Source organism: Rickettsia endosymbiont of Ceutorhynchus obstrictus (assembly GCF_964026565.1).
Lineage (GTDB): Bacteria > Pseudomonadota > Alphaproteobacteria > Rickettsiales > Rickettsiaceae > Rickettsia.
Genome location: NZ_OZ032162.1, coordinates 1,023,937 through 1,050,896, shown reverse-complemented (window position 1 = coordinate 1,050,896; position 26,960 = coordinate 1,023,937). Strand labels below are relative to the sequence as shown.

Below are 26,960 nucleotides of genomic sequence, written 5' to 3'. Positions count from 1 at the left end.
GTGCGCGCAGCGTACACTTGAGTCAAGTGAGCACACGAGTCCCTGATAAAATGAAAGAGCAATTTTTAAAATCATTCGAGTATAAAAATAGGAATATTAATGGAGTGGTATAAGATACTTAAAGTTACCAGAAATATATTCGGTCATGCCATAATTCATCCGATTGTTATTTTTTGTACATTATGGGTAAGCGGAGTTTTTGTTGCAATTTCTACTAATGAACTTGGCGGTCTGGGAGTAAATGTAAATGCTATAAATATTGCTTATAAATGGGCTTATTGGCTTATCAATGTATGGGGACAATTAAAATTTACGGATTATAACTATTTAAAATTAAAATTAATAGTATCTCTTCTTGCTCCTTCGGCAATTGTCATAATTTTTTATATTAAAAATTTTGACAGAATAAAGGCATTACAGTTTTTTAAACAGCAAGAAAAAGTATACGGTGATGCAAGTTGGGCAAACTATAGCGATATTGAAGCTGCGGGTCTTCGTGCCAAAAAAGGTATGTTAATAGGAGTTGATAGTGGAGGTTATTTTGTTGCCGACGGGTTTCAGCATGCCCTGTTATTTGCTCCGACAGGATCGGGAAAAGGTGTCGGATTTGTAATTCCTAATTTGTTATTTTGGAGTGATTCGATAGTCGTACATGACATTAAGCTTGAGAATCACGGTTTAACTAGCGGATGGCGGCAAAAGCAAGGGCAAGCGGTTTTTGTCTGGGAGCCGTCAAATCCCGATGGCGTAACTCATTGTTATAATCCTATAGATTGGGTTAGTACTAAGCCCGGTCAAATGGTTGATGACGTCCAAAAAATTTCTAACCTCATTATGCCGGAAAAAGATTTTTGGAATAACGAAGCACGCAGCTTATTCTTGGGGGTAACGCTATATTTAATTGCCGATCCGAATAAGACTAAATCCTTCGGAGAAGTAGTTAGAACAATGCGCAGTGATGACGTAGTATATAATTTAGCGGTGGTACTTGATACTTTAGGTAAAGTAATACATCCGGTTGCATATATGAATATTGCGGCGTTTTTGCAGAAAGCCGATAAGGAACGTTCCGGTGTTATCTCTACAATGAACTCTTCACTTGAATTATGGGCAAATCCGTTGATTGATGCCGCTACTGCTTCCTCCGATTTTAATATCCAAGAATTAAAAAGAAAAAAAACCACGATATATGTCGGTCTTACTCCTGATAATATCCAGCGTTTGCAGAAATTAATGCAGGTATTTTATCAACAAGCTACGGAATTTTTAAGCCGAAAAATGCCCGATCTTAAGGAAGAGCCGTACGGCGTGATGTTTTTATTAGATGAATTTCCGACGCTCGGCAAAATGGATACGTTTAAAGCCGGTATTGCTTTTTTTAGAGGATACAGAGTTCGGTTATTTTTGATTATTCAGGATACTCAGCAGCTCAAAGGAACATATGAAGATGCCGGCATGAATTCGTTTTTATCAAATGCTACATATCGAATTACTTTTGCGGCTAATAACTACGAAACGGCTAATTTAATATCGCAACTTGTCGGTAATAAAACAGTAGAACAAAGATCATTTAGTAAACCTATATTTTTCGATCTTAATATTTCGACTAGAACGCAAAATGTATCACAGGTTCAAAGAGCTTTACTTTTACCTCAAGAAGTAATACAGTTACCGAAGGATGAGCAGATTGTTTTAATAGAGTCTTTTCCTCCTATAAAATCTCGTAAGATTAAATATTATGAGGATAAGTTTTTTACCAGTAGGTTATTACCTCCTACATTTGTACCTACTCAAGTGCCTTATGATCCTAAAGCAAATAGTGAATCTTCCGAAGAAATATCGGCAGAAACGGAAAATATTTCTGCTGAAACGAATAAATAATATATAAACATGCGTTCAGCTATTATTGATATAGGTTCTAATGCCGTAAGGGCCGTAGTTTATGAATGTGATGAACTAGGAGCTCCTGAGATTTTTAATTATAAATTTAAAAGTTATATTATAAATTTACTCGATCTAGACAATTTAGAAATCAAGCATCAAACTTACCTGTCACTACAATATCTTATTCATATTTTTACTAGGCTTTCCGTTAGTAACATACAATGCGTTGCTACCGCAATACTTAGAGGTCACCCCAAAGCTAAAGAATTTAAGGAAATAATTAAAAAGAAATTTAATATAGATATTGAAATTATCTCCGGCGAGCGAGAAGCTTATTTAACTGCTGCCGGTTTGATTTCAGGCATAAGCGATGCTTTCGGGGTGGTGGCAGATTTAGGCGGAGGAAGTCTTGAGCTTGCGCAAATTGAAAATAAAAAGGTCGGTAAATTAAAGTCTTTGCCTTTAGGTACAAAAGTTATTCCTAGTAGTAACTTTGATACTCATTCGATTACTAAAATGATTAAAGAAGAATTCGGAGAGAAACATTATCCTAATTTATATTTAATCGGCGGAGCTTTAAGGTTGATGGGTCGTTTATATATGGAATCTATCAATTATCCCCTTAAAAATTTACATAATTTTGAAATAAACCGAGCTGAGTTTGAATTTTATCTTGAAAAATTATCTCACATTGACAAACTAAAACTAAGTTATTATGAACAAAAAGCTATTAATTATAATGCTGTTTTAGTAGTAAAGTCGATGATTAAGGTGTTTTCGCCAGAAAAAATAATAATTTCAAATTACGGTTTGAAAGAAGGGGTTAGATTTGATTCGCTTCCCTACCATGAACAGAAAAAAGATATTATTTATGAGAGAGTAAAAAAATTAGTAAAATTTGATAAAGATATTTGTAAAATTGATAAATATGTTGAAGCAATAAAATATCTTTTAATTAATCCTGATGCTACGACGCTTATCACCATAGAACTGGCAATTATGCTGGCGCAGTATAATAAAAATATCGATAAAACTCTAAGAGCAAATTTCGTTTCGGAATTTATTTTATCTTCCGATATTCCTTTTAGTCACCGTCAACGCCTGATGCTCGGCATTGCTCTTGCTTTTACTTATACCGTTAGAACAGATATTTATATTAATAAAATAGCAAAAAAAATGATTAGTAAATGCGATTATTATAATAGTCACATAATCGGTTATTTTATAAAAATTTCTAGGGAAATTGACGGACCGGAATTTTACGAGCCGTCTTTTTTTATTAAATTAAAAGATGATAAATTTCTCCAAATTACTACCTCAAACACCTTACCTAAGCAAGTATTTGAAAAAGTATACGAGCGTTTAAAAAATATAGGTCTTGCTAGAAGAAATATTAATTATGCTTATAAATAGTTAATTGATCTCGCCCCATGCAGCAATAACTTGCATTCACAAATTAATTTTTTCATTAATATTAATAAATAATTAAATTATAATACTTTACTAAATTAGTATGATATTGTAGTTTAATTTAAGGCGAACTATGGATAATTCTTATCCATAGTTGGAGTTAATTTATAAATAATTTAAATTTTTAAGGAATATTATATGATGCTAACAACCAAAGGTCGGTATGCGGTGATGGCTATTTTAGAAATGGCTTTGCGGTCAACCGATAAACCTATTACTTTAGCTGAAATTTCTTCAAAACAAAATATTTCCGTTAATTATTTAGAACAGATTTTTGCCAAGCTTAAAAAAGCTAACTTAGTAAAATCGATTAAGGGTCCTAAGGGCGGATATGTTTTTAATACTACATTGAATGAAATAAAAATTTCCAACATTATGGACGCGGTAGACGAGAATATCGAAATGACAAAATGTTATCAAAAATTAACAAACCAAGACTCAACAAAGGCTTGTATGCCTAATAAAGTAAAATGCAATTCACATCATTTGTGGTTAGGTCTTACTAGCCATATTCGTAATTATTTTGAAAAAATATCTATTGCCGATATTGTTTTAAATAATTATAACAAATCAAAATTTATGTAATAAAAGTATGTTATACTTGGATCATAACGCTACTACTTTTACAGAGCCGCAAGTTAAGGAATTAATGATAAGTTTAATAGAGGGCGCTTTAAATCCTTCTTCTATTCATATACAAGGGCGGTTAGCTAGAAAAATAGTAGAAGAGGCGCGGGAGCAAATAGCAAACTCGGTCGGGATAACGATAAATTCAAAAGAATATGAAATTATTTTTACTTCTTCGGGTACTGAAAGCAATAATTTAGTAATAAAAAATTATTATGACGGAGATATTTTTATTTCGGCTATTGAGCATTTATCGATTTTTAATCATGTAAAATATGCTCCTAACATCAAAGTAATAAAAGTTGACTATAACGGTATTATTGATTTAGAAAACCTAGAAAATCTGCTATCTCAAAGTAAGAATAATAAAAAGCTAGTTTCTATAATGCTTGCCAACAATGAAACGGGTGTTATTCAGGATATAGCGGCGATTGCTGTGATTGTTAAAAAATATGGTGCGGTTTTTCATAGTGATTGCGTGCAAGGATTCGGTAGAATACCAATAAATATCAAAAGCTTAGGCTTAGATTTTTGCACAATTTCAGGGCATAAAATAGGTGCGGGGCAGGGTAGTTCTGCATTAATTGCTAGCTCAAAAAATATACTTACGCCGATAACGATTGGCGGCGGGCAAGAGAAAAATATACGCTCCGGTACGGAAAATGTTTTAGCAATTGCCTGTTTCAGTCTTGCTTCTGAAATAGTAACAGATGAAATAGAAGATAGATACAAGAAAATAAAGATGTTACAGGAGTTATTAGAGAAATATTTAAGTAAATATAAAAATGTGAAAATAGTAGGGCAGAGTGTTTCAAGGTTACCTAATACCTCGTTAATTATAGTACCTAAAACCGATGGTCAAGCAAAATTAATAGCTTTTGATTTGCGGGGTATTTCTGTTAGCTCCGGTTCTGCCTGCTCATCGGGTAAAGTATCTAAATCGCATGTGCTAAGTGCTATGGGTTTGAATGAGACGGAAATAAGCTCTTCTATTAGAGTATCGTTTAGTCATAATGAAACACCGGAAGACGTTAAAATTTTTATTAAAGCGTTTGAAGAAATTTATAAACAGGAATTAATATGAGCGAAGCGGAAAAATCAACGATCTATATGGATTATCAAGCTACTACGCCTATGGACCCTAGGGTAATGGAAGCAATGATTCCTTATTTTACTACTAAATTCGGCAATCCTCATTCACGTAGTCATTCTTTCGGCTGGGAAGCAGAAGAAGCAGTAGAAGAAGCAAGAAAACAAATAGCTATGCTTATAAACGCGGAAGCTAAAGAAATTATTTTTACTTCCGGCGCAACCGAATCTAATAATTTAGCTATTAAGGGCATAGCTAAATTTTATGGCAACAAAAAAAATCATATTATTACCGTTGTTAGTGAACATAAATGCGTATTAGATGCGTGTAGACACTTAGAACAGGAAGGCATTAAAGTTACCTATTTATCGATTCAAACAAACGGTTTAATAGATTTAGAGGTGTTAAAAAATAATATTACCGATCAAACCATGTTAGTGTCGGTAATGGCGGTTAACAACGAAATCGGGGTTATTCAGCCCTTAAAAGAAATAGGGGCAATTTGCCGAGCAAAAGGGGTATTTTTTCATTCGGATATCGCTCAAGGATTCGGTAAAATCCCGATTAATGTTAACGAGTATAATATTGACCTTGCTAGTATTTCAGGTCATAAAATCTACGGTCCGAAAGGTATCGGAGCGTTATATGTGAGAAAAAAACCGCGAGTAAGGTTAACGCCGTTGATAAATGGCGGAGGACAAGAAAGAGGAATGAGGTCAGGAACATTACCGACTCCTTTAATTGTGGGCCTCGGCGTAGCCGCCGAAATAGCCTTAAATGAAATGCACAAAGACCTCGAACACGTAAATTATTTGTTTGATAGATTTTTAAGTAATATAAATAAAAAAATTTCAGATGTGCATTTAAACGGTGATAAAGATAAGAGATATAAAGGTAATTTAAATTTAAGCTTTGCCGGTGTTGAAGGCGAGTCTACTATCCTTGCTATTAAAAATTTAGCGGTTTCTTCAGGTTCTGCGTGTACTTCATCTTCTTTAGAACCGTCCTATGTTCTTCGAGCTATGGGAGTTGATGAAGAGCTTGCGCATACATCCATTAGATTTGGGATAGGTAGATTTACGACTAAAGAAGAAATTGATTATGCAGTAGAATTAATAACCATAAAAATCAATAAGTTACGGGAGTTAAGCCCCCTTTGGGAAATGATGCAGGAAGGAATAGATTTAAAGAAAATAAAATGGGCAGCTCACTAAATTAGGGGTTGTTGCGTAGAATGATAAAAATGTGATCGATGTCATTCCCGCATCCTTTTATGTCATTCTCGCGAAAGCGGGAATCCGGAAAAATACTTTTAAGTCATCCTGAATTTATTTCAGGATCTACTAAAAAGATGCGCAAAACTTGTTCAGCATGACAAAAAAAGCCTGGATTCCCGCTTTCGCGGGAATGACATAAAAAACTCGAACCACGCAACAACGCCCGTAGTCATTCCCGCGTGGATACTAGAACCGTCATTGCGAAGCCACGAAGTGGCTGCGGCAATCCAGGCTATCCCGAATTACATTCGGGATTTAATTAGAATACTAAACAAGTTTAGTATAAAAATATGTTTGACTGGATTGCCGCGTCGGCATAAATGCCTCCTCGCAATGACGATTCCCGTAGCCACGCAACAACGCCTTCCACGCGGGGGAATGACATTGATAGTAAATATTTAAATAATAGGAGAATAACAATGGCATATAGTCCTAAAGTGATTGATCATTACGAGAATCCTCGTAATGTCGGCGCACTTGATAAGGAAGATAAAAATGTCGGTACGGGTCTTGTCGGCGCACCGGCTTGCGGTGACGTAATGAAGTTACAAATAAAAGTTGATGAAAACGGCATTATCGAAGATGCTAAATTTAAAACATTCGGGTGCGGTTCCGCTATTGCTTCAAGTTCTTTGGTAACGGAATGGATTAAAGGTAGATCGGTTAATGATGCTGAAACTATTAAAAATACGGAAATAGCAAAAGAGCTATCACTACCGCCCGTAAAACTTCATTGTTCATTATTGGCCGAGGATGCTATAAAAGCGGCAATAGCCGATTACAAGCTTAAGAAAAATGTTTGAACATCATGAAAAATGTTATTTCAATAACTGAAGCGGCAGCAAAACAGGTTAAGTTATTATTTGAAAAACGCGGTAAGCCGTCTTTCGGCATTAGAGTCGGAGTAAAATCAGGTGGGTGTGCAGGAACTTCTTATTACGTAGAATATGCTGACGATAAAAACCAATTTGATGAAGTAGTGGAAGAAAAAGGCGTAAAAATATTGATTGATCCTAAAGCATTAATGTATCTTATAAATACTGAAATGGATTATGTCGAAAGTCAATTTAAATCGGGGTTTGTTTTTACTAATCCAAATCAAAAAGCCGCATGCGGTTGTGGAAAATCGTTTAGTGTGTAATACTACTCATCTTTCAAGAATTGGGACTGGCTCACCCCGTGGCTTGACTACGGGGTCCGGGAAAGACTAGGCAGGCAAGGCTATAAGGCTGGATACCGTGGTCAAGCCCACTAGTGTACGAACGTTGAAAAAAGGCTGTGTCATGCCGTGACTTGATCACGGCATCCAGGAAAATAAAGCCATATTAGACTTATTTTAGAATCTTTTTATGATATTATAAGCTGGATTCCGTGGTCGTAGCCACGGAATGACAGAATTTTTACCTCTTTATTTAAACGTTCGTACAGTTAGTGGGGCAAGCCACGGTATGACAGCAAAAATTTCAAAGAGGTTTTTATGCATTTACTTGAATCTATTACAGGAAAAAACTATATCAACGGCGAGTGGCTAACTTCTGCAAAGCAAATGCCGGTTATTAATCCTTCAACCTTGAAAGAGATCGGCTCAGTGCCGAATTTAGCTTTACCTAAAATTAATAACGCTATCGATAATACTGTAGAGACTTTTAATATATGGTCGGAAAGCTCTTTTGAGCAAAGAATATCGATACTACGAAAATGGCATAGTTTAATACTCGAAAATATCGAAGAACTAAGCTATATATTAACTCTAGAGCAAGGCAAGATACTTAAGGAAGCAAAAAATGAAATTCTATACGGTGCATCATTTATTGAATGGTATGCGAATATTATCCATAATATCCACGGAACTATAAAACCGGGTAATAATAAAGATCATAAAATTATCACGGAGTATGAGCCGGTAGGACCGGTTGCGTGCATAACGCCGTGGAATTTCCCAAATGCCATGATCACACGCAAGGTTATTCCGGCAATAGCTGCCGGCTGTAGCGTTATACTAAAACCATCAAGCCTTACGCCGTTTTCTGCTTTGGCACTTGCAAAACTTGGCAGCGATGCCGGTTTACCGGTAGGAGTATTTAATGTAATTACCGGCGATTCCAATATTATCGGTAAAGCATTTTGTGAAGATTTTAGAATTCGCAAATTATCCTTTACCGGTTCAACAAATGTCGGTAAAATACTGTACCAAAACTCGGCTAATACGGTTAAACGCTTATCTTTAGAACTTGGCGGCAATGCGCCTTTTATTATATTTGCCGATATGGATTTAGAAAAAGTAGCCGATGATTTAGTAATTGCTAAAACTAGAAATAGTGGTCAATCTTGTACTGCTCCTAATAGAATATTTATTGAAGAAACAATATATGAGCGGTTCATAGAAATTTTTACCGCTAAATTTGCAAAGCTTAAGGTCGGTGACGGGTTAAATGAGCAATCAGATATAGGACCTCTAATTAATCAGGCGGCTATCGATAAAATTCAGAGTTTACTAAAAGATGCGCAAGCTAAAGGAGCTAAGTTACTTTGCGGCGGGAAAGCATCGGATAATTTTTTAGAACCGACGATTATTGCCGATTGCTCTGATAATATGGATATTTTTAACACTGAAATATTTGGATCGGTGGTTGCTTGTTATAAATTTACTACTGAAGATGAAGTTATAAAAAGAGCAAATAACACGCAGTACGGTTTGCAAGCGTATATTTATTTACAAAATTCAGCTAAAGCTCAAAGAATTGCTGCTAAGTTAGATTTCGGTATGATATCAATTAATGCCCCAAGGCCGGGAAGTGCTAAAGCCCCTTTTGCCGGACGCAAAGCCTCCGGTTTTGGAGTAGAAGGTTCATTTGAAGGAATATTTGAGTATTTAAACACCAAATATGTAAATTTGCAAGTTATGTTATAAAGATATGCTTCATACCGTGGTGAGGTTGTTGTATGGATAGAAATTAACGCAAAAAACCCGTCACTGCGATGAGGTGTTTTGTGTGGCTCAAATTTTCGATGTCATTCTAGCTAAAAGCGGGAATCTAGCCTTACTTATGTCATGCTGAACTTGTTTCAGCATCTTTTTAGTAGATCCTGAAATAAATTCAGGATGACTTAAAAGTGTTTTTTCTAGATTCCCGCCGTTGCTGGAATGACATCAAAAATTTGAGCCATGCAACAACGCCGGTCAAACCACGGGATAACAAATTTTTACGTTAAATATAAAAACAATTTTGCAAAAAATATATATGAATTCCAACTTTCTTCCTAAAATTTCGATAATATTACCTTCATATAATAGAGCGAACTATTTATCTCAAACTATTGAAAGTTGCCTTACGCAAACATTCACCGATTTTGAACTTATCATAATTGATGACTTGTCTACTGATAACAGTCTTAAGGTAGCGCAAAAATATGCAAGCCAAGATAACCGCATCGGAATAATAGAAAATAAAACTAATAAAAAACTACCGGCTACGTTGAATATAGGCTTTAAAGAGGCTAAAAGTCAATATCTTACATGGATTTCCGACGATAATCTATATCATAAAGATGCCTTAGAAAAAATGAATAAATGTTTAGATAGTAGAGAGGATATAGGTCTTGTATATACAGACTATATTTTAATTAACGAAAAGAATGAAATAGGAAGCAGAATATACCAAGAGCCACCGGAATTTTTACCTATTAGAGATTGCGTCGGTGCCTGTTTTTTATATCGGGCTAGTTTAGCTCGGCAAGTAGGGGAATATAATGAAAAGATGTTTTTAGTAGAGGATTATGAATATTGGCTCCGCCTAGGACTAATTACCAAATTTTTTCATCTTAAAGAATCTTTATATTTTTACCGTGTACATCCTAAAAGCCTTACGGGGGAGCGTAAAGAAGAGATTAGAATCGCGAAAAAAACTTTAAAAAAAATATATCAAGATAAATATGTTATCTTAGAACAAAATAAACCGATCAATGATTTATATATGTGGTTTATTGAGGATAAGGATTTTAAAGCCTATATTAAACTCATAAAAATAATTATTTGTCACCCGATAACTACCATTTCTTATATCGTCAAAAATATTCGCAGATTAAGGTGAATTTTGATTGATAAAATTAGAAAGGATAATATTATCAAGGCTTATTGATGTAAGCATCAGTTAGGAGTAACGCTTGTCATACCGAGGTCCCTCCCACGGTATCCAGTCTTTTTTTAAAGTTTTTTCTGGACCCCGTGATCAAGTCACGGGGTGACATCTCAAATTCTTCATTTACGAACAAAATAAATAATTATACTTATCTAATGTTCAACAAACAAAATTTTCTAGATTCTTTAAATGATCAGCAACGCAAAGCGGCTCTCCATACCGAAGGACCGCTATTGTTGCTTGCCGGAGCGGGAACGGGTAAAACGAAAGTATTAACTTCTCGGATAGCTAATATTGTTTATAAGAATTTAGCGGAACCGCAAAATATTTTAGCCGTTACTTTTACTAACAAAGCTGCCAAAGAAATGGTCGAGCGGGTTAATAGCTTGATTAGCTGCTATGGGCTTAATATCGGTACTTTTCACTCAATGGCGGCGAAGATACTTCGAGAGCAAGCCGAGCATTTAGATTTATCTTTAACTAGCAGATTTACGATTATTAACCACGATGATCAAATGAAATTAGTTAAGGATATTGTTAAGCAAAAGGATATTGATATAAAAAAATACCCTCCTAAGCTTTTACATATTATAATTTCACGCTGGAAAGATCAGGGATTGCTCCCTTCTAAACTATCAAAGTCGGATATTACCCTACCTATTCAACGCGTAGCAAAACTTGTTTACGAAGAATATCAACAAAATTTACTTATTTCTAATGTGGTAGATTTTGGGGATTTACTGCTTTACAATAACGAATTATTTATTAAAAACCCTGATATATTAAGATATTACCAAGATAAATATAAGTATATTTTAATTGATGAGTATCAGGATACTAATATAGTGCAATATTTATGGGCGCGAATGCTGGCTAGTTTTTCTAAAAATATTTGTTGTGTCGGCGATGATGATCAATCTATTTACGGCTGGCGCGGTGCCGAAGTCGGTAATATATTACGTTTTGAAAAAGATTTTTCAAATGCGACAATCATCAAATTAGAACAAAATTACCGTTCAACCCTGCCGATACTTGCCGCTGCTTCTAACGTCATTAACAATAATAAAAATCGTCACAGTAAAACGCTATGGACTGACAAAGATAGCGGAGAGAAAATTAAAATTGTTTCATGTTGGAGCGATAAAGAAGAAGCAAGATTTATTGCCTCCGAAATAGATAGGTTAGTGCGGGAAGGAAAATATAACGCTAGCGGTATTGCGATATTAGTCAGGGCAGGCTTCCAAACTAGGAGTTTTGAAGAAGCTTTTATCAATAGTGCCGTGCCCTATAAAATTATCGGCGGGCTACGATTCTACGAACGCATGGAAATACGGGACTTACTAAGCTATATAAGGATTGCTTTAAATCATAATGATAATTTAGCCCTAGAGCGTATTATCAATGTGCCGCGGCGCTCAATCGGTGCTACGACGGTTGCTCGTATTAAAAGCTATGCCGCAGACGGTAATATTTCTATTTTTGCAGCCATCAAAGAAATGTTACCAAAGGGTGAATTTAAAGCTAAATTATATGATAGCTTAAACGACTTAATTAACAAAATAGAGAGCTGGCAGGCAAGGTATAACTTAGAAAGCCCGTTAGACGTTACGAAAGCCATACTAGATGAATCCGGCTATCTTGAAATGCTGCAGGAGGAAAAAACCGACGAAGCTTTGGGGCGTATTGAAAATATCAATGAAATGCTAAGAGCCATAGCGGATTTTAACGATATTCATGATTTCGTTGAGCATTCGAGTTTAGTAATGGAAAATGAAGTACTGGAAACAAATTTCGGCGGTTCTGTGACTATAATGACACTCCATTCTGCTAAAGGCCTAGAATTTGACGTAGTATTTTTACCGGGCTGGGAGGAGGGGGTGTTTCCTCATCAAAGAACCCTTAACGAAGACGGAGAAAAGGGCATTGAAGAAGAGCGCCGCATCGCTTATGTCGGTATCACTAGAGCAAAGAAAGAGTTGTATATTACTTTTGCCGAAAGTCGTAAAATATTTTTTGAAATAGTCCGTTCCTCCCCGTCTAGATTCCTTGCCGAAATCCCCGAAGAAATAACTATCAGAACTTCCTCAACAAAAAAATACTACCCCTACCACAATAAATTTTCTTTTTAAAACTTTACTTTAATTTGATTTCTTTAACTAATTATTGTTTAATTTTAGTTAGTAAATAAATAATTGAGGAAAAATATGGCTGCAGAGGGTCAGAATTCTTCGCCATATGCATTGGATGATGTAGGTGATATTACAAATGTAGGAAGTAGAACAGATGGTTATGAAAGTTTGATCCCTCCAGGTAGTAATTTAGTTGATAAAACTCTTATAATGAGTGATGCTATCGGAGCAGGGCTAAAGTTAGGGAGAGGACTTCTTAATAAAGCTTTACCGGATAAAAAAATAGAAGAACTAGTTAATGCCGTAAAGGGACATGCTGAAGCATGTGCGGAATTAGTTGATTCTCCTGAAGGAAAAAATAAATTTAAATTTAGTGTTGCAACAACGGAAGCAGCGCTTAAAGGATTTGATTTACCGTTAGCTAGAGATGGAGATTTTAACGAGTTACCCTATAAGGAAGTACCGATACAGGAAGCTTTGGATATTCCTGTAAATGCAGTTAAAAAGGCTCTAGTTGAAGTAAGCGGTCAGAATATATCGAAAGATAGATATGCCAAAGCGGTAATAGATAAAACTATGGAAATTCTTAAAAAGACTACTCCTGAGTTTTCAGCCGATAAGCTGCAGAAATATGAAAAATTTATTACGCAAGGGGATAAAAGCCAAAAATTCGATCCAGATAAGCAGGAATTTAATTCAAGAAAAAATGAATTGCCTTCAGCTGATTTTGTAGAAGCCGCTAGTAAAACTGCAGATAAATTTATTAAAAAATTCAATGAAAATAAAAAAACGGCTGAAGTTGTAAAAAACTTTGCACCTTTATTAAAAAGTGAAAATAAGGCGATTGCCACCAGTGTTAAAAATGCTTTAGAGAAATTAAGCCCAGAATATCTAGCACAGAATAATAAAGAAATATCGGAGAAGTTACAAAAAGCTGCAAATGCAAAACCGCCTCTTGTGAAAAGAATAGCAGCAAGATTCGGTTTTAAAGCTTCTTCTAGGGATTATGCTGCAGAAAATGTAGATAAGCTTGTATCCATCTTTGAGCAACAAAGTAAAAGCTATACAAATCCTAATAGATTTTCTGTTTCACCTAAACAACAAATGGAAAAAACGCCTTCGTTAGCGGCGCAGAAGCTCGTTGCGTATATGAAAGAAGGAGCAACGGGTAAGGCAAATAGTGCTCCTCCTGTTACTCCTAAAGCTAACCATGCCCAAGGGAAAAAAGAAGATCATAGTCGTTAATAAGGACGGATAATAAATTTTAATTTAATTAACAACTAATTAATAGAGGAAGAATATGGCATTGACTGAGCAACAACAAAATAGAGTAAATACTGCAATTGAAGAGATGCGCGGGGAAATTGTACTTCTAAATAATTATATTGGACGAACTTTATACGAAAAAGTTCAGGAAATAGGTTCTATAGATATAGCAAAAAACGAGAATTTACGTGGTACTGTTAAAACAATTTTAGGGCAAGTACAAGATGAATCATTATCAGCAGAACAAAGAATTGAGGAAGAAAAAAGGATAGCAAACGCAGGATATAATTTATTTTCTACCGTAAGTACTATTGGAGAAAAAATAAAAAAATTAGCTGAGCAGGGGTTAGGAGAAGAAAATTTTAATGGAATTACAAATGAATTAGAACAATATCAAAAAAAGATTACGACTTCCTTATCGTCTGATGAAGGCATAACTTCTATCGTTAATGACTATATTAAACTTAAAGGAGTAGTAGAAAATATAGGGTTGTTTGAGAAGGGAGGTAAGTTAGTTGCTGATAAAAGAGATATAATTACACTTATTGCAAAAGATATTAGCATTAGTTCAGAAATTATAAGTGTAGGTTTAAAAGATATCAAGCTTTTGGAGCCATTACAACATATTGCTACTCTTCGTACTACGGAGTGCTTTGCAATAGATGGAGAACAGAATCCCTTATATTGTGTTTTAGATAGAGAAAAACTAAACTTAAAAGAAAATATAGAGAAATTTACTCAACTATTTAACCACGATATTAAAGCTTTTTCCATAATACAAGGGACTTTGAAGGAAATAGGACCCATAGATATAGAACAAAATAAAAAATCTACTCAAGCTTTGTTACCAACAATAAGTAAATTAAAGCCTGAAGAAATACAAGAAAAAGGTACTGAAATAGTTAAAAATTTTGCTCCATTACTTGAAAGTAAGAATGAGAAGCTTGCTAAAGCTACGGATATATTCTTAAAAAGCATAGATCCTGCTTATTTAGCCGAGAACAGTAAAAATATTGCAGAGAATTTACAGCAAGCTACAAAAACAAATTTGTGGGAAAAAATTAAAACTATTATTTTTCGTCAAGATGTTGTCGGTAAAAAATTAGAGAAAGTTACCGGTGAGCATGTTTTAAAAAATAACGAATATGTTGAGAAAGAAATTAATAATAAAATCTTTTCAAATGCTATACCGGAAAATAGAGCAGAAATACCGACAGAAGCAATACGAGTAAAACAACAAATGCAGGAGCAACTACCGCCGCCCCCACCGCCTCCTGAAGAAGATATTCCGCCACCGCCGCCTCCTAAACTTCCTAATCCTAATAAAGAAAAAAAATTACCACCTCCACCACCACCTGAAGTAACAACAGGAATAGTACAGCCACAGATCCCACAAGTAAAACCGGTTTCTCTTCCTAAGACTCCTACTTCTACGTGGCAACAAGAAGTAATCAACCAAGAAAAAAACCAAAGAGGAGGAGGAAGAGGAGCGTAATAATATAACACGAACTATTGAGAAGAATTATAGGGCGTTGTTGCATGGCTAGAATTTTCGATGTCATTCCCGTCTGCGCGGGAATGACATACGGCACTTTTTTAGAGCCATGCAACAACGCCGCGACTGCAAGGAGTGCGGCAATCTAGAAAATAATAAATTTCATAGCATTTTTTGCTATTTTTTCCTGGATTGCCGCGTCGGGACTACGTCCCTCCTCGCAATGACGATTCCGGTAGCCATAGCAACAACGCCCCGTTTTCATGGACATGACATAGCGCATGTATATGTTATATTCCCATCAATGCATGAAAATATCTATATCACTCCAACCTAGCAAATCTAAATTACTTCTGGTTGGAAGGAATTTAAAAATATTTTCAGCTATTTCAAGCCTCTCTTCAGCGATTAGCATTTTTTGTAAAATATCTCTTAATTGATGTAAATAAAGCACATCTTTAGCGGCATATTCTTTTTGCTCATTAGATAATTGCTCGGCTCCCCAATAGGAAGATTGTTGTTGTTTGGATAGCTGTATAGAAAGTAACTCACGGCATAATTCTTTAAGCCCATGACTTTCGGTATAAGTCCGCACTAATTTTGAAGCTATTTTAGTACAAAAAATATTCTCTAAATCGATTTGTAAATATTTTTTTATTGATGCCAAATCAAATCTAGCAAAATGAAATATTTTACCTCTCTCTTTATCTAATAGTAATTTTTTTAAATTAGGAGCATCATAATTTTTATTTAGGAAGTTTATCAGATAAGCATCGCCGTTGCCGTTACTTAGCTGCAATAGGCATAATTTATCTCTATGAAGATTTAAACCCATTGTTTCGGTATCGATAGCAATATCTCCTTCAAGATTAAAATCATCCGGAAGGTCGTGTTGATAAATCGTAATAGCCATATTATAGTTACCTTTAATTAATGTTATGTTTAAGGAATAGTGTACGAAGATGTCATTCTAGTTCAGCCCGTGGTCAAGCTACGGTATGACATTGGGACCATTTTTCAATCCATGCAACAATGCTGAACTAGAATGACATCTAAAATTGGAATCACATCATAGATATTATCAAATCACTTAACCGTGTATACTTGTTCGCGCGGAGAAGCTACCCCTAAAACTTTTCGTGCTTGCTCATCTAACATATCTTTATCCAACGATTCCGGTCTTAATAATTTTACGTTATGTTCAAGCTCGACTCTTTCCGCTCTTAAAGTTCGGAGTTCGGCATATGCTTTTTCAAGCTGCTGATTCACTCTTAAATAAGCAATAATACCTTTATTGCCGTAAATTGAGTGAAAAACAAAATACCCAAGCAATAAGGCTAAAGAAATATTAAATATTAATTTTTTAGAGTTATTATTTAATATAAAATTAAAAATAGTCATAAAGATACAAAAATAATAATATAGGAGCTGTTAAAATAATACTATCAAATCGGTCTAACACGCCGCCGTGACCGGGGATTACGGTACCGCTATCTTTAATATTAAATTTTCGTTTAAAATATGAAACAAATAAATCACTTAATTGCGCGATTAATGCCAGACTACAACTTATTATAAATAAATAAAAAGCCCGCGAAAAATAACTATGGAAAAAATAATAATTTACAAAAACAGTAATAAATCCTGCCAAGATTATGCCGCTAATCAAGCCGCTCCAGGTTTTCTTTGGGCTAATTTTAAATGCTAGCCTCGGTCCCCCGATAATTTTACCGCCGATCATTGCAAAAGTATCGACCGACCAAATAATAACAAAGTAAAGCAATATTAACCATTGGTTATTATGCCCTGCCTGTAACAGCATTAGCGAGATAATAGGCAGCGGAATAACAACCAGACCCGTTAACAAGTGTAAAAGTGAGGAACTTGTCATATCATACCACTCGCATAGCATACCTATTGCTACTAAGATCATTAAAACATAAAATAACGGTTTTAGCCACAATATAGCAACAATAAATACCGGTCCTAAAACCATAGCTGATAAAATTCGTAATAACATAGTAATATTGTCTAATATTTTAAGAATTAAAAATGTCACCCCGTGGCTTGACCGGTGTTGTTATATGGCTCGATAAAAGCAGCCGTATGTCATTCTAGCTAAAGGCGGGAATCCAGAAAATACTTAAAATAAGCAAAATTATATAATAAATTACTATTTAATTTGCTCCTATTAACTTTCTAGATTCCCGCCTTTAGCTAGAATGACATACGGCACTTTTTTAGAGTCATGCACTAAATAGAGCAGTATTCTATCTCTTGCCAAAAGTCCTCTTCCTTTTTGAATAATCATTTAATGCGTCTATTATATCATCTTTATTAAAATCAGGCCAATATTTAGGAGAAAAATATAATTCGGCATAAGCCGCTTGCCAGAGAAGAAAATTACTAATACGAAAAACTCCACCCGGGCGTAATAATAAATCTACGTCCGGCATTGCCGGATCGTAAAGAGCATTTTTAAAATCATTTTCGGTAATTTCTTTTTTACCGCTAATAATAATTTTTTGACAAGCATCGATTATTTCGTCACGGCTACCATAGCTAAAAGCTATACATACCGTGATTTTATTATTAGATTTCGTTAATTCTATTGCATCTTTTATTTGTTTTTGTAAGTCCGCGCTTAAACGCTCAAGTCGACCTATTACTTTTATTCTAACACCTTCTTTATGAAGAGTATTTACTTCCTTTGTTAAATACACACCTAATAACTTTATTAAAAAAGAAATTTCCGACTCTGATCGCTGCCAATTTTCCGAGGAAAAAGTATATAATGTTACGTAAGGTATTTTGAGTTTAATAAGCTCCGGTAGTAGCTCGCGGATTTTATTTGCTCCGACGCGATGACCTTCCGCTTTCGGTAAATTATGTTTTTCCGCCCAGCGTGCGTTGCCGTCCATGATAATTGCTAGGTGTTTAATGTCGATAACCATTATTTTATATTTTTAAGTTTTGATGTCATTCCCGCGAAGGCGGCAATCCAGGCTTTTTTGTCATGCTGAACAAGTTTGCCGCATCTTTTTTTAGTAGATCCTGAAATAAATTCAGGATGACTATAATCGTTCCGGATTCCCGTTTTCACGGGAATGACATAGAACACGCTTTAACCTACCCACCAACAATGCCTCCTCGCAATGACGTTGCGACCATCCACGCAACAATTAGAGTGCTTTACACAAAGGCAACTCTATTCTTACCGCTAATCCACCAAGCGTTTTACTATCCTCTAACGAAATAACGCCTTTATGATCTAATATTATTTCACGGGTTATAGCAAGCCCAAGCCCTACGCTGCCTGAATCATCAAGATGCCTTGCCTTATCGGAGCGATAAAAAGGCTTAAAAACAAACGGTTTTTCTTTATCACTTATGCCGGTGCCGTTATCTTCGATTTTTATCGTTACTAAAGAAGAATTAGACTGCACCGATATTTTTATTTTAGTTGAGTATTTTATAGCGTTACTTATTAAATTAGACAAGGCTCTTTCAAATGAACTAGCTTTAATCTTTACTTTTATATTATCTATATTGCCTAAATTTATTAATTCTATATCTATATGCGACCATTTATTTAAAAAAGATGCAATCGAATCTACAATAACAACTGTTTTAAATTCCTCGGCATTTTCGCCTTTGGCAAAATCAAGATAAGAATTGATCATTTGCTGCATGGTTAATATATCTATCTTTAAACCTTCTGTTTCTTCGGAAGCTTCCATTAATTCCAGTTGTAATTTCATCCGAGTCAAAGGAGTACGTAAATCGTGGGAAATCATAGCCAGCATATTAGTTCTTTTAGTAATTTGCTTTTCAATACGATTTTTCATTTTTAAAAAAGCAAGTCCGGCTTTTCTTATTTCTGAAGCTCCTGAAGGTTTAAAATTTTTACTATTTAAAATCCCTTGACCGAATTCATCGGCTGCATCGGCTAATGCTAAAATTGATTTTATTTGGTTTTTGGAAAAAATTATAGATACGGTAAGTAAGATAATAGTTAAAAATATTAACCATAAAACAAAAATATATACCGTCGGGTTAAGTAATAACTTTGCCGGAAAAGTAATTTGTAATATTCCGTGTGCTAGTTGAAAAGATGCTTCTATTTTATTGTCGTTATTTAACTTAACAATATTTTTTTCGGTGATTTTGGTGTTTAAAATATTTTTAAAAATTTCTAACGATTCGTTTAATTTCGGTTGCTTTGCAGGCAACTTGGCATTTGGCTGAAATTGATAGGATAAGCTAAGGTAATTTTCCTCTAACTGTGCTTTTTTTCGATCGCTATCTTTATATTCTTTAATTAAAGATTCCATTTCATTAATAATAATCGTACTGGTATAATATGAAACATTATACCAATGGCGGTCATAGAATAAAAATATTGCTAAAATTTGTCCTATTAAAATCGGAATAATTATAATTAGCATGAAACGTGCAAATAATGTTTTAGGTACAGCATATTTCAGAAAGCTTGATACAAGCGAATTTTTCAGAACTCGCCTGTGTTCACGTATTTTTGGTACTGCTTGCGCAGACTCGTCTTTAAATTCATCTTGTCTGAAGCTTCCTGAAATATGCTGTAGCAATTTAGATATAAAGCGCATAACCTTCATTCCGCATAGTTTTTAAATATTTAGGTTCCTTAGGGTTATCCTCAATTTTACTTCTTATCCTAGTAATTTGTACGTCAATAGAACGTAGGCTAAGTCCGCCCATTATTTTTGATAATTCTTCGCGTGATACTGTTTTTCCCGTCCGTCCTATTAATATTTCAAGTAATTTTTGCTCGGTTGAACTAAGCGATATCGGCTTAGCGTCTTTAATAAATTCTTTGGAATCAAAGTTATAATAACTATTGCCGAATTTTTTTATATTTTTTTCTTTTTTATACGTGCTGTAATTATTAATTAAATTATTTATCCGCAGTAATAGCTCTCTTGGTTCAAAAGGTTTGGTTAAATAATCCGAAGCTCCGGCTTCTAGCCCCTTAACTCGATCATCAGGCTCGGATAAAGCCGTTAACATAACGATCGGTATAGTATTACCGGCATCCCTGATAGTTTCGGCAAAATCAAGCCCTGTTATCTCAGGTAACATAACATCAAGAATGATTAAATCATAATTAGAATGCACAAGTAAATTTTTAGCTTCAATAGCAGATTCTGCCGTTGATACTAAAAAATCATTTTTATGTAAAAATTTCTTCAAAAGTGCTAATATTCTGTTATCATCATCGACAATTAAAATATGAGCTTTATATTCTTTCATAATTAAAATATTATAGGGTTTAATTTTTTTAAGTTTAATCGGCGTTGTTGCATGGCTCGATTTTAGCTCGTCATTGCGAGGAGGTACGTAGTACCGACGTGGCAATCTAGTTTTGTCATGCTGAACTTGTTTCAGCATCTCTTATAGTAGCTCCTGAAATAAATTCAGGATGACTATTATTTTCTGGATTGCCACGCTCCTTTCAGTCGCTCGCAATGACGTTTGGGGTATCCATGCAACAATACCAGTTTAATCTAATTAGAGTTTATTGACAATGACAATTCTACAAGAACAACCTGTTTATCTAGAACAATCTGCCGGTTATATATGGATTAACGGTAAGTTAATTTCTTGCCTTGATGCCAAAATTAATGTTTTAACGCATAGTTTACATTATTCAGGAGCAGTATTTGAAGGGGAAAGAGCTTATAACGGCAAAGTTTTTAAGCTAAAAGAACATACGATAAGGTTGATAAAATCAGCAGAAGCTTTAAAGTTACAAGTTCCTTATAGTGTCGATGAGATTATAGAAGCACACAAATTAGTTATTGAAAAGAATAATATCAAGGATGCTTATATAAGACCGCTTATTTGGTGCGGTAGTGAGTCGATGAATATTAGTCATGAAAGTTTAAGTGTTAATGTGATGATTGTTGCTATTCCTTCTACGTCACCCTTGTCAGCAGAAGGAATAAATGTACATATTAGCCGTTGGCGTAAAGCATCGCCGGATAGCCTACCGCTACAATGCAAAGGAGCGGGGCATTATAATATGATGGTAGTAAGTAGAAGAGAAGCTACAGCTCTTGGCTATGACGATGCAATTTTATTGGACTTTCGTGGGTATATTGCCGAATTTACCAGTAGTAATATTTTTTTTGTTAAAGATAATACATTATATACTCCTATAGCTGATGCTTTTTTAAATGGTATAACCCGCCAGACTATTATTGGAATTGCTAAAAAATTAGGGATAGAAACGAAAGAAGAATATATAAAATTAGAAGATATAGAGAATTTTACCGAATGCTTTGGCACAGGTACGGCTGTTGAAATACAAAAAATTCGTTCTATAGATTTGGGAAATAAAAAAATAACTTTTAAGGATCATAAAATTACCGACTCTTTAAAAAAAGAATATGATAAATTAGTACGTACGTAATTGGAATCCATCATTGTTGTGTGGATAGGAAATAGTAATTTTTACTATTTTTTGCAAAGTGTTCCGGTGTCATGCCGTGGCTTGACCACGGCATCCAGTCTTTTTATTAAGTTTTTTTCTGGATACCGTGGTCAAGCCACGGTATGACACAGCCTTTTTCTTAACGTTCGTACAGTAGTGGGTCAAGTCACGGCATGACACCGTACTTAATAATAACCATAAAAATAAACTAAAACTAAATAAAGAATAAATAAAATGCACAATATATTTAAAGGTTTAATTACGGCAGTTATAACTCCTTTTAAAAACAATAAATTAGATTTAACATCGCTGGAGAAAATCCTTAAATATCAAATGGCAGCAGAAATTGACGGGATAGTAGTAGCAGGCTCGACGGGCGAGGGTAGCAGTTTAAGTTTTGAAGAATATAAATTATTGCTACAAACTAGTAAAGAGATCATTAATAAGCGTATTCCGGTAATAGCCGGTTGCTCTTCAAATAATACCGCTTATGCCGTAGAGCTTGCTGCTGAATCTACAAAAATCAAGGTTGACGGTTTTATGGCTAGTCCGCCATCTTACTTAAAACCTACTCAAGAAGGAATTTATAAGCATTTTGAAGCTGTGCATGAGGCAAGCAATCTGCCTATTATGCTATATTCAGCACCGAGTAGAAGCGGGGTAGATTTTGCCGATGAAACAATATTAAACCTCGCTAAGTTACCGCGTATTGTAGCTTTAAAAGATTGTGGAGTAGATTTAGAGCGACCGCTGCGAATTAGGGAAATAGCCGCTAAGGACTTTAACCTTTTAACGGGAAATGATGAGGTGGCGTTAGCTTACAGTGCGCAAGGCGGAGTAGGGTGGGTTTCCGTAGCGGCCAATATTGCGCCGAAATTATGCAAAGAATTATTAGATAAATGGTATAAGAGTGATGTTGCAGGTAGCCTTGAAATTCATCAACAGCTGCTACCTTTATATAAAGCATTATTTGTTGAATCAAATCCGATTCCGGTAAAATACGCCGCTCATTATTTAGGTTTATCTAGTAACGAGATTAGACTACCTTTAACGGAGGCAAGTCATAATACTAAGCAACAAATAGAAGAAGCTATAAAGAAATTGTCATTGTTAGGGGTGTTGTTGCCTGGCTTATAATTTATCGTATTATGGTTATTATAAGTACGATGTCATACCGTGGTCAAGCCCACTACTGTACGAACGTTTAAATAAAGAGGTAAAAATTCTGTCATTCCGTGGCTACGACCACGGAATCCAGCTTATAATATCATAAAAAGATTCTAAAATAAGTCTAATATGGCTTTATTTTCCTGGATGCCGTGATCAAGTCACGGCATGACACAGCCTTTTTTCAACGTTCGTACAGTAGTGGGTCAAGCCGGCCTTGTTGCATGGCTCGATCTCACCTCGTCATTGCGAGGAGGGACGTAGTCCCGACGCGGCAATCTAGAGAAAAAATAGCAAAAAATGCTATGAAAATTATTATTTTTCTGGATTGCCGCGCTCCTTGCAATCGCTCGCAATGACGATTCCGGTAGCCATGCAACACGGTCATTGTTAGGAAATGACATCGAAGCGTACGAAGAAAACTAATTAATATTATGACTGAATATAAAAAAATTATTGCCCAAAATAAGAAAGCGTTATTTAACTATTTTATCGAAGAAAGATTAGAGGCGGGCATAGTATTAAAGGGTAGCGAAGTACAATCATTACGGCAAGGTAAAGCCTCAATTGAAGAAAGCCATGCGGCAGATTCATTAAATGAGATATTCTTATATAATTGTCATATTGCAGAATATGAGCAAGCTAATAGGCTTAATCATACTACTAGAAGACCCAGAAAATTACTTTTGCATGCTAGCGAAATAAGAAAAATAATCGGTAAAGTTAGGATAAAGGGTTATACTCTTGTAGCTCTTTCGTTATATTTTAATAAAAAAAATAAAATAAAAGTTGAGTTAGGTATTGCAAAGGGTAAAAAATTACACGATAAAAGACAAACTATTAAAGAAAAAGATTGGAAAAGAGACCAAAGCAGGTTAATGAGGCAGAAATAAAATATTTAATAACAGAACCTTAATTTATTTTATCTATAAAGCTACTGTTATACTTTACTTTAAAAAATAAATTTTCTATAAATTATATTATAAGTTTAAATAAAACAAATTATGCAAAATATCATCGGTAAAATACTATTTGTAGTTATAATTACTATAGCGGCTTTATTTATTTATAAAACTATAAAAGTTTCGTCTGCAAAACCGGTTTCCGTAATCATTACGGAAAGTAAATCAGTGGATAAAATTTGTGAAGAAGAAAGGGTTAAAGAAATTATAAAAGAATATTTAATAAACAGCCCTGAGATAATTATTCAATCAATTGAAGGATTACAAAAACGTAAAATCCAAGAAAAAGAAAATAAAGTTAATGATTATATTAAAAGTAACCAAATAGATATTGAAAATATTAAAAGTTTTCCGACTCTGGGAAATGAAGACGGTGATATAACGATAGTAGCATTTTTTGATTATAATTGTTCTTATTGTAAAAAAGGTGATTTATTTATAAATCAATTATTACAAAATGATACAAATATTAAATTGTTGTTAAGACCGTTACCCATTCTAGGGAACGCCTCTCAGTATCTTGCGCAGGTTGCTTTGGCTGTTTATAAGGTTAATCCTAGTAAATTTAAAGTTATTCACGACGGATTAATGACAATACAAGATATTACTAAAAAATCAGTAGAAGACTTATTATCAGAAAATAATTTAAATGTTTCGGAAATTGAAGAAGTAGCAGATAGTAAAGAAATTAAAGCCTTAATTGAGAAAAATATGGAAATAGCTAAAAATTTAAAAATTAACGGCGTTCCGGTTTATATTATAAACGGTCGATTAATACCCGGCTTAATAGATTTAGTACAATTACAAACTATGGTTAAAGATATTAGAGATAATAAAAAGTAACATGATTATAGAGTATAGCGTGACAAATTACTTGACAATTAGCTCTTAACTTGTTAAAACTTCAATAATACTAGACCAAATAGCCGAATGGCTTGCAAAGCTAATGAGTTCTATATAACTACTCATTTTTCAAAAATCATTTTTCATTTTATTTAAAGCTAGAATACACTTAAGTTTATCATACTTGCCGTACTCATAAATAAAATTTGATTTTTGACTCTAAGCAGTATACAGCTAAATTCAGAAAGGTTCAGACAAGTGAATTTTGCAGTATTCGCCTGTGTTCACGTACTTTTTTGTACGCTGAGCAGGCTATCCCTTAAATTCATCTTGTCTGAACCTTGGCGTTGTTGCATGGCTCTAAAAAATTGCCGTATGTCATTCTAGCTAAAGACGGGAATCCAGAAAGTTAATAAGAGCAAATTAAATAGTAATTTATTATATAATTTTGCTTATTTTAAGTATTTTCCGGATTCCCGCTTTTAGCTAGAATGACATCGAAAATTCGAGCCATGCAACAACACCCTGAACCTTTCTGAATAACGTTGTACAAAGCTTCTGAAAAATCTAATTTTATCCTTAATCTAAAATAAGCTATATTGCCGTTCCCTTGTTTTAGGGATTTTTAGATTTTTTCTTAAGTTATAGGCTCTGTAAATGTTGCTACTCAAAATAAATTTTCAGTAAAATATTCACAGAACCTAGTATTTAATCCATCCATATTTAACTAAATCCATAAAAAATAAAATCAATGAGCATAATAAATAAAGAACCTAAAGAAAGGTTTAATAATTGTTACGAACAAAATATAAATAATATCCCCGGAGAAACTACTAATGTTATTAATTTAAAACAATTAAAACGGAAATTACCTGAAGAACTCCAAGCACAAGCCGAAGAGCTAAAAATCGAAAATATTAATTCTTTATTAAAACAAGAATTAGTTTTTGCAATCTTGAAAAAATCGGTTGAGCAGGGCGGGTTGATTTTGGGAGAGGGGGTATTAGAGGTTTTACCTGACGGTTTTGGTTTCTTGCGCTCGCCGGAAGTGAATTATTTAGCCGGTCCCGATGATATTTATATTTCTCCTAGTCAAATTCGCCGTTTCGGTTTGCGTACCGGTGATACCGTAGAAGGTCAAATTAGAGCGCCGAAAGCAGGAGAACGTTATTTTGCTTTACTGAAAGTGAATAAAGTTAATTTTGAAGACCCCGCCAAATCTTACCATCGCGTACATTTTGATAATTTAACTCCTTTATATCCGGATGAAAAACTTTGCTTAGAGCTTGAAGATAACAGTAAAGATTTTAGCACCAGAGTTATCGAACTAGTCTCTCCTATGGGCAAAGGGCAACGTGCTTTGATCGTTGCACCGCCGCGTACCGGTAAAACCGTATTGTTACAAAATATAGCGCATGCTATTACTACCAATAATCCGGAAGTATTTTTAATAGTATTATTAATAGATGAACGCCCCGAAGAAGTCACCGATATGCAGCGTTCCGTGCGTGGCGAAGTGGTAAGTTCTACTTTTGACGAGCCGGCAAGTAGGCACGTTCAGCTTGCCGAAATGGTTATTGAAAAAGCCAAACGTTTGGTTGAACACAAACAAGATGTAGTAATTTTAGTGGATGCGATAACAAGGCTTGCACGGGCTTATAATACCGTTGTTCCGTCATCAGGTAAGGTATTAACGGGCGGTGTCGATGCTAATGCATTGCAAAGACCGAAAAGATTTTTCGGAGCGGCACGAAATATTGAAAATGGCGGTTCGCTGACCATAATAGGAACGGCTTTAATTGAGACCGGCTCACGGATGGATGAAGTGATTTTTGAAGAATTTAAAGGAACAGGTAACTCGGAAATCGTCTTAGATCGGAAAATTGCCGATAAACGTATTTATCCGGCAATTAATATTACCAAATCCGGTACTAGAAAAGAAGAGTTATTAGTCGATAAAGACGCTTTAAAGAAAATGTGGGTGCTTCGCCGTCTTATCAATCCAATGGGCGAAACGGAAGCAATGGAATTTTTACTGAAAAAATTAGAGAATACCAAAACTAATAGCGAATTTTTTGATTTAATGAATTCATAAGATTATTGTATATTTTTTTATTTCTACTAAACTATTAATGAAAG

Annotated in this window: 32 protein-coding genes; 23 read left to right on the top strand and 9 right to left on the bottom strand. The window is 34.6% G+C overall.

The genetic code is table 11. The annotated features are described in order from the left end of the window. The first annotated feature begins 99 nt into the window (after window positions 1-99). The 9 genes from AAGD64_RS05885 to AAGD64_RS05845 all read left to right on the top strand — a co-directional run bounded on the left by AAGD64_RS05885 (window position 100) and on the right by AAGD64_RS05845 (window position 7,489). On the top strand, window positions 100-1,881 hold the full coding sequence (locus tag AAGD64_RS05885) for a type IV secretory system conjugative DNA transfer family protein (RefSeq protein ID WP_341792729.1): 1,782 nt from the start codon (window positions 100-102) through the stop codon (window positions 1,879-1,881). A 9-nt stretch (window positions 1,882-1,890) separates the two neighbouring features. Continuing rightward, complete coding sequence (locus AAGD64_RS05880) at window positions 1,891-3,297, top strand: Ppx/GppA phosphatase family protein (RefSeq protein ID WP_253307582.1); 1,407 nt, start codon at window positions 1,891-1,893, stop codon at window positions 3,295-3,297. Window positions 3,298-3,492: 195 nt separating this feature from the next. Further along, a complete protein-coding gene (locus tag AAGD64_RS05875) occupies window positions 3,493-3,939 on the top strand; it encodes an Rrf2 family transcriptional regulator (protein ID WP_341792728.1) in 447 nt (148 codons plus the stop codon). A 7-nt stretch (window positions 3,940-3,946) separates the two neighbouring features. Further along, window positions 3,947-5,065: a cysteine desulfurase family protein gene (locus AAGD64_RS05870; RefSeq protein WP_341792727.1), complete on the top strand. Its 1,119-nt coding sequence runs from the start codon at window positions 3,947-3,949 to the stop codon at window positions 5,063-5,065. Then, complete coding sequence (locus tag AAGD64_RS05865) at window positions 5,062-6,285, top strand: IscS subfamily cysteine desulfurase (protein WP_341792726.1); 1,224 nt, start codon at window positions 5,062-5,064, stop codon at window positions 6,283-6,285. Before AAGD64_RS05870 ends, AAGD64_RS05865 begins: the two co-directional genes overlap by 4 nt. Window positions 6,286-6,323: 38 nt before the next feature. Beyond that, complete coding sequence (locus tag AAGD64_RS05860) at window positions 6,324-6,446, top strand: hypothetical protein (RefSeq protein ID WP_341792725.1); 123 nt, start codon at window positions 6,324-6,326, stop codon at window positions 6,444-6,446. Window positions 6,447-6,561: 115 nt separating this feature from the next. Beyond that, window positions 6,562-6,750, top strand: a complete 189-nt coding sequence (locus AAGD64_RS05855) for a hypothetical protein (protein ID WP_341792724.1) — start codon at window positions 6,562-6,564, stop codon at window positions 6,748-6,750. Window positions 6,751-6,767: 17 nt separating this feature from the next. After that, a complete protein-coding gene (gene iscU, locus AAGD64_RS05850; RefSeq protein WP_253307586.1) occupies window positions 6,768-7,151 on the top strand; it encodes a Fe-S cluster assembly scaffold IscU in 384 nt (127 codons plus the stop codon). A gap of 5 nt (window positions 7,152-7,156) precedes the next feature. Next, the gene (locus AAGD64_RS05845) at window positions 7,157-7,489 is read left to right on the top strand and encodes a HesB/IscA family protein (RefSeq protein ID WP_253307587.1); all 333 of its coding nucleotides are present in this window, start codon (window positions 7,157-7,159) and stop codon (window positions 7,487-7,489) included. Window positions 7,490-7,520: 31 nt separating this feature from the next. Here the strand turns inward: AAGD64_RS05845 and AAGD64_RS05840 are convergent, their stop codons facing one another. Then, complete coding sequence (locus AAGD64_RS05840; RefSeq protein ID WP_341792723.1) at window positions 7,521-7,649, bottom strand: hypothetical protein; 129 nt, start codon at window positions 7,647-7,649, stop codon at window positions 7,521-7,523. Between the two features lie 87 nt (window positions 7,650-7,736). Between AAGD64_RS05840 and AAGD64_RS05835 the strand changes: the two genes are divergently transcribed. The 7 genes from AAGD64_RS05835 to AAGD64_RS05805 all read left to right on the top strand — a co-directional run bounded on the left by AAGD64_RS05835 (window position 7,737) and on the right by AAGD64_RS05805 (window position 15,714). Then, window positions 7,737-7,880: a hypothetical protein gene (locus AAGD64_RS05835; protein ID WP_341792722.1), complete on the top strand. Its 144-nt coding sequence runs from the start codon at window positions 7,737-7,739 to the stop codon at window positions 7,878-7,880. Continuing rightward, on the top strand, window positions 7,826-9,259 hold the full coding sequence (locus AAGD64_RS05830; protein WP_341792721.1) for an NAD-dependent succinate-semialdehyde dehydrogenase: 1,434 nt from the start codon (window positions 7,826-7,828) through the stop codon (window positions 9,257-9,259). Before AAGD64_RS05835 ends, AAGD64_RS05830 begins: the two co-directional genes overlap by 55 nt. 331 nt (window positions 9,260-9,590) lie before the next feature. After that, window positions 9,591-10,439, top strand: a complete 849-nt coding sequence (locus AAGD64_RS05825) for a glycosyltransferase family A protein (RefSeq protein ID WP_341792720.1) — start codon at window positions 9,591-9,593, stop codon at window positions 10,437-10,439. A 203-nt stretch (window positions 10,440-10,642) separates the two neighbouring features. Next, complete coding sequence (gene pcrA / locus AAGD64_RS05820; protein WP_341794167.1) at window positions 10,643-12,616, top strand: DNA helicase PcrA; 1,974 nt, start codon at window positions 10,643-10,645, stop codon at window positions 12,614-12,616. A 75-nt stretch (window positions 12,617-12,691) separates the two neighbouring features. Beyond that, window positions 12,692-13,861, top strand: coding sequence for a hypothetical protein (locus AAGD64_RS05815; protein WP_341792719.1), 1,170 nt, complete (start codon window positions 12,692-12,694; stop codon window positions 13,859-13,861). A gap of 55 nt (window positions 13,862-13,916) precedes the next feature. Next, window positions 13,917-15,377 (top strand): hypothetical protein, encoded by a 1,461-nt coding sequence (locus tag AAGD64_RS05810; RefSeq protein ID WP_341792718.1) that lies wholly within the window; start codon window positions 13,917-13,919, stop codon window positions 15,375-15,377. Between the two features lie 109 nt (window positions 15,378-15,486). Beyond that, window positions 15,487-15,714 (top strand): hypothetical protein, encoded by a 228-nt coding sequence (locus tag AAGD64_RS05805; RefSeq protein ID WP_341792717.1) that lies wholly within the window; start codon window positions 15,487-15,489, stop codon window positions 15,712-15,714. On the opposite strand, the gene AAGD64_RS05800 is transcribed toward AAGD64_RS05805, so the two are convergent. The 7 genes from AAGD64_RS05800 to AAGD64_RS05770 form a co-directional block, all read right to left on the bottom strand. Then, a complete protein-coding gene (locus AAGD64_RS05800; RefSeq protein ID WP_341792716.1) occupies window positions 15,679-16,290 on the bottom strand; it encodes a ribonuclease H-like domain-containing protein in 612 nt (203 codons plus the stop codon). The two genes, AAGD64_RS05805 and AAGD64_RS05800, sit on opposite strands and share 36 nt — an antisense overlap. A gap of 173 nt (window positions 16,291-16,463) precedes the next feature. Next, the gene (locus AAGD64_RS05795) at window positions 16,464-16,778 is read right to left on the bottom strand and encodes an FtsB family cell division protein (protein ID WP_253307594.1); all 315 of its coding nucleotides are present in this window, start codon (window positions 16,776-16,778) and stop codon (window positions 16,464-16,466) included. After that, window positions 16,765-17,397, bottom strand: coding sequence for a phosphatidate cytidylyltransferase (locus AAGD64_RS05790; protein WP_341792715.1), 633 nt, complete (start codon window positions 17,395-17,397; stop codon window positions 16,765-16,767). Before AAGD64_RS05790 ends, AAGD64_RS05795 begins: the two co-directional genes overlap by 14 nt. A gap of 250 nt (window positions 17,398-17,647) precedes the next feature. After that, a complete protein-coding gene (gene uppS / locus AAGD64_RS05785; RefSeq protein ID WP_341792714.1) occupies window positions 17,648-18,331 on the bottom strand; it encodes a polyprenyl diphosphate synthase in 684 nt (227 codons plus the stop codon). Then, a complete protein-coding gene (locus AAGD64_RS05780) occupies window positions 18,331-18,498 on the bottom strand; it encodes a hypothetical protein (RefSeq protein ID WP_341792713.1) in 168 nt (55 codons plus the stop codon). The genes uppS and AAGD64_RS05780 overlap by 1 nt, the downstream gene beginning before the upstream one ends. Before the next feature lie 61 nt (window positions 18,499-18,559). Further along, on the bottom strand, window positions 18,560-20,002 hold the full coding sequence (locus tag AAGD64_RS05775) for an ATP-binding protein (protein ID WP_341794166.1): 1,443 nt from the start codon (window positions 20,000-20,002) through the stop codon (window positions 18,560-18,562). Further along, window positions 19,986-20,666 carry a response regulator transcription factor gene (locus AAGD64_RS05770; protein ID WP_253310029.1) on the bottom strand — a complete coding sequence of 227 codons (681 nt, stop codon included), beginning with the start codon at window positions 20,664-20,666 and terminating at the stop codon, window positions 19,986-19,988. Before AAGD64_RS05770 ends, AAGD64_RS05775 begins: the two co-directional genes overlap by 17 nt. Window positions 20,667-20,940: 274 nt before the next feature. Between AAGD64_RS05770 and AAGD64_RS05765 the strand changes: the two genes are divergently transcribed. Further along, window positions 20,941-21,828 (top strand): branched-chain amino acid transaminase, encoded by an 888-nt coding sequence (locus tag AAGD64_RS05765; RefSeq protein WP_341792712.1) that lies wholly within the window; start codon window positions 20,941-20,943, stop codon window positions 21,826-21,828. Window positions 21,829-21,897: 69 nt separating this feature from the next. Here AAGD64_RS05765 and AAGD64_RS05760 read toward each other — a convergent pair whose 3' ends face one another. Then, window positions 21,898-22,089: a hypothetical protein gene (locus AAGD64_RS05760; RefSeq protein WP_341792711.1), complete on the bottom strand. Its 192-nt coding sequence runs from the start codon at window positions 22,087-22,089 to the stop codon at window positions 21,898-21,900. Between AAGD64_RS05760 and dapA the strand changes: the two genes are divergently transcribed. From dapA to rho, 6 genes are all read left to right on the top strand, one after another. Then, window positions 22,084-22,986, top strand: a complete 903-nt coding sequence (dapA, locus tag AAGD64_RS05755; RefSeq protein ID WP_341792710.1) for a 4-hydroxy-tetrahydrodipicolinate synthase — start codon at window positions 22,084-22,086, stop codon at window positions 22,984-22,986. The two genes, AAGD64_RS05760 and dapA, sit on opposite strands and share 6 nt — an antisense overlap. A gap of 182 nt (window positions 22,987-23,168) precedes the next feature. Continuing rightward, a complete protein-coding gene (locus AAGD64_RS05750) occupies window positions 23,169-23,375 on the top strand; it encodes a hypothetical protein (protein ID WP_341792709.1) in 207 nt (68 codons plus the stop codon). A 75-nt stretch (window positions 23,376-23,450) separates the two neighbouring features. Next, a complete protein-coding gene (smpB, locus tag AAGD64_RS05745; protein WP_253307600.1) occupies window positions 23,451-23,909 on the top strand; it encodes an SsrA-binding protein SmpB in 459 nt (152 codons plus the stop codon). A 111-nt stretch (window positions 23,910-24,020) separates the two neighbouring features. Next, on the top strand, window positions 24,021-24,821 hold the full coding sequence (locus tag AAGD64_RS05740) for a DsbA family protein (protein WP_341792708.1): 801 nt from the start codon (window positions 24,021-24,023) through the stop codon (window positions 24,819-24,821). Between the two features lie 213 nt (window positions 24,822-25,034). Further along, window positions 25,035-25,208 (top strand): hypothetical protein, encoded by a 174-nt coding sequence (locus AAGD64_RS05735; RefSeq protein ID WP_341792707.1) that lies wholly within the window; start codon window positions 25,035-25,037, stop codon window positions 25,206-25,208. Between the two features lie 364 nt (window positions 25,209-25,572). Next, window positions 25,573-26,916, top strand: coding sequence for a transcription termination factor Rho (gene rho / locus AAGD64_RS05730; RefSeq protein WP_253307602.1), 1,344 nt, complete (start codon window positions 25,573-25,575; stop codon window positions 26,914-26,916). Window positions 26,917-26,960 lie beyond the last annotated feature (44 nt).

What these genes read in the sequence shown, in the direction of transcription:
- AAGD64_RS05885 (WP_341792729.1), top strand. Translation starts at nt 100, where the DNA reads ATGGAGTGGTATAAGATACTTAAAGTTACCAGAAATATATTCGGTCAT.
- AAGD64_RS05880 (WP_253307582.1), top strand. Translation starts at nt 1,891, where the DNA reads ATGCGTTCAGCTATTATTGATATAGGTTCTAATGCCGTAAGGGCCGTA.
- AAGD64_RS05875 (WP_341792728.1), top strand. Translation starts at nt 3,493, where the DNA reads ATGATGCTAACAACCAAAGGTCGGTATGCGGTGATGGCTATTTTAGAA.
- AAGD64_RS05870 (WP_341792727.1), top strand. Translation starts at nt 3,947, where the DNA reads ATGTTATACTTGGATCATAACGCTACTACTTTTACAGAGCCGCAAGTT.
- AAGD64_RS05865 (WP_341792726.1), top strand. Translation starts at nt 5,062, where the DNA reads ATGAGCGAAGCGGAAAAATCAACGATCTATATGGATTATCAAGCTACT.
- AAGD64_RS05860 (WP_341792725.1), top strand. Translation starts at nt 6,324, where the DNA reads ATGTCATTCCCGCATCCTTTTATGTCATTCTCGCGAAAGCGGGAATCC.
- iscU (WP_253307586.1), top strand. Translation starts at nt 6,768, where the DNA reads ATGGCATATAGTCCTAAAGTGATTGATCATTACGAGAATCCTCGTAAT.
- AAGD64_RS05845 (WP_253307587.1), top strand. Translation starts at nt 7,157, where the DNA reads ATGAAAAATGTTATTTCAATAACTGAAGCGGCAGCAAAACAGGTTAAG.
- AAGD64_RS05835 (WP_341792722.1), top strand. Translation starts at nt 7,737, where the DNA reads ATGACAGAATTTTTACCTCTTTATTTAAACGTTCGTACAGTTAGTGGG.
- AAGD64_RS05830 (WP_341792721.1), top strand. Translation starts at nt 7,826, where the DNA reads ATGCATTTACTTGAATCTATTACAGGAAAAAACTATATCAACGGCGAG.
- AAGD64_RS05825 (WP_341792720.1), top strand. Translation starts at nt 9,591, where the DNA reads ATGAATTCCAACTTTCTTCCTAAAATTTCGATAATATTACCTTCATAT.
- pcrA (WP_341794167.1), top strand. Translation starts at nt 10,643, where the DNA reads ATGTTCAACAAACAAAATTTTCTAGATTCTTTAAATGATCAGCAACGC.
- AAGD64_RS05815 (WP_341792719.1), top strand. Translation starts at nt 12,692, where the DNA reads ATGGCTGCAGAGGGTCAGAATTCTTCGCCATATGCATTGGATGATGTA.
- AAGD64_RS05810 (WP_341792718.1), top strand. Translation starts at nt 13,917, where the DNA reads ATGGCATTGACTGAGCAACAACAAAATAGAGTAAATACTGCAATTGAA.
- AAGD64_RS05805 (WP_341792717.1), top strand. Translation starts at nt 15,487, where the DNA reads ATGCAACAACGCCGCGACTGCAAGGAGTGCGGCAATCTAGAAAATAAT.
- AAGD64_RS05800 (WP_341792716.1), bottom strand. Translation starts at nt 16,290, where the DNA reads ATGGCTATTACGATTTATCAACACGACCTTCCGGATGATTTTAATCTT.
- AAGD64_RS05795 (WP_253307594.1), bottom strand. Translation starts at nt 16,778, where the DNA reads ATGACTATTTTTAATTTTATATTAAATAATAACTCTAAAAAATTAATA.
- AAGD64_RS05790 (WP_341792715.1), bottom strand. Translation starts at nt 17,397, where the DNA reads ATGTTATTACGAATTTTATCAGCTATGGTTTTAGGACCGGTATTTATT.
- uppS (WP_341792714.1), bottom strand. Translation starts at nt 18,331, where the DNA reads ATGGTTATCGACATTAAACACCTAGCAATTATCATGGACGGCAACGCA.
- AAGD64_RS05775 (WP_341794166.1), bottom strand. Translation starts at nt 20,002, where the DNA reads ATGCGCTTTATATCTAAATTGCTACAGCATATTTCAGGAAGCTTCAGA.
- AAGD64_RS05770 (WP_253310029.1), bottom strand. Translation starts at nt 20,666, where the DNA reads ATGAAAGAATATAAAGCTCATATTTTAATTGTCGATGATGATAACAGA.
- AAGD64_RS05765 (WP_341792712.1), top strand. Translation starts at nt 20,941, where the DNA reads ATGACAATTCTACAAGAACAACCTGTTTATCTAGAACAATCTGCCGGT.
- dapA (WP_341792710.1), top strand. Translation starts at nt 22,084, where the DNA reads ATGCACAATATATTTAAAGGTTTAATTACGGCAGTTATAACTCCTTTT.
- smpB (WP_253307600.1), top strand. Translation starts at nt 23,451, where the DNA reads ATGACTGAATATAAAAAAATTATTGCCCAAAATAAGAAAGCGTTATTT.
- AAGD64_RS05740 (WP_341792708.1), top strand. Translation starts at nt 24,021, where the DNA reads ATGCAAAATATCATCGGTAAAATACTATTTGTAGTTATAATTACTATA.
- rho (WP_253307602.1), top strand. Translation starts at nt 25,573, where the DNA reads ATGAGCATAATAAATAAAGAACCTAAAGAAAGGTTTAATAATTGTTAC.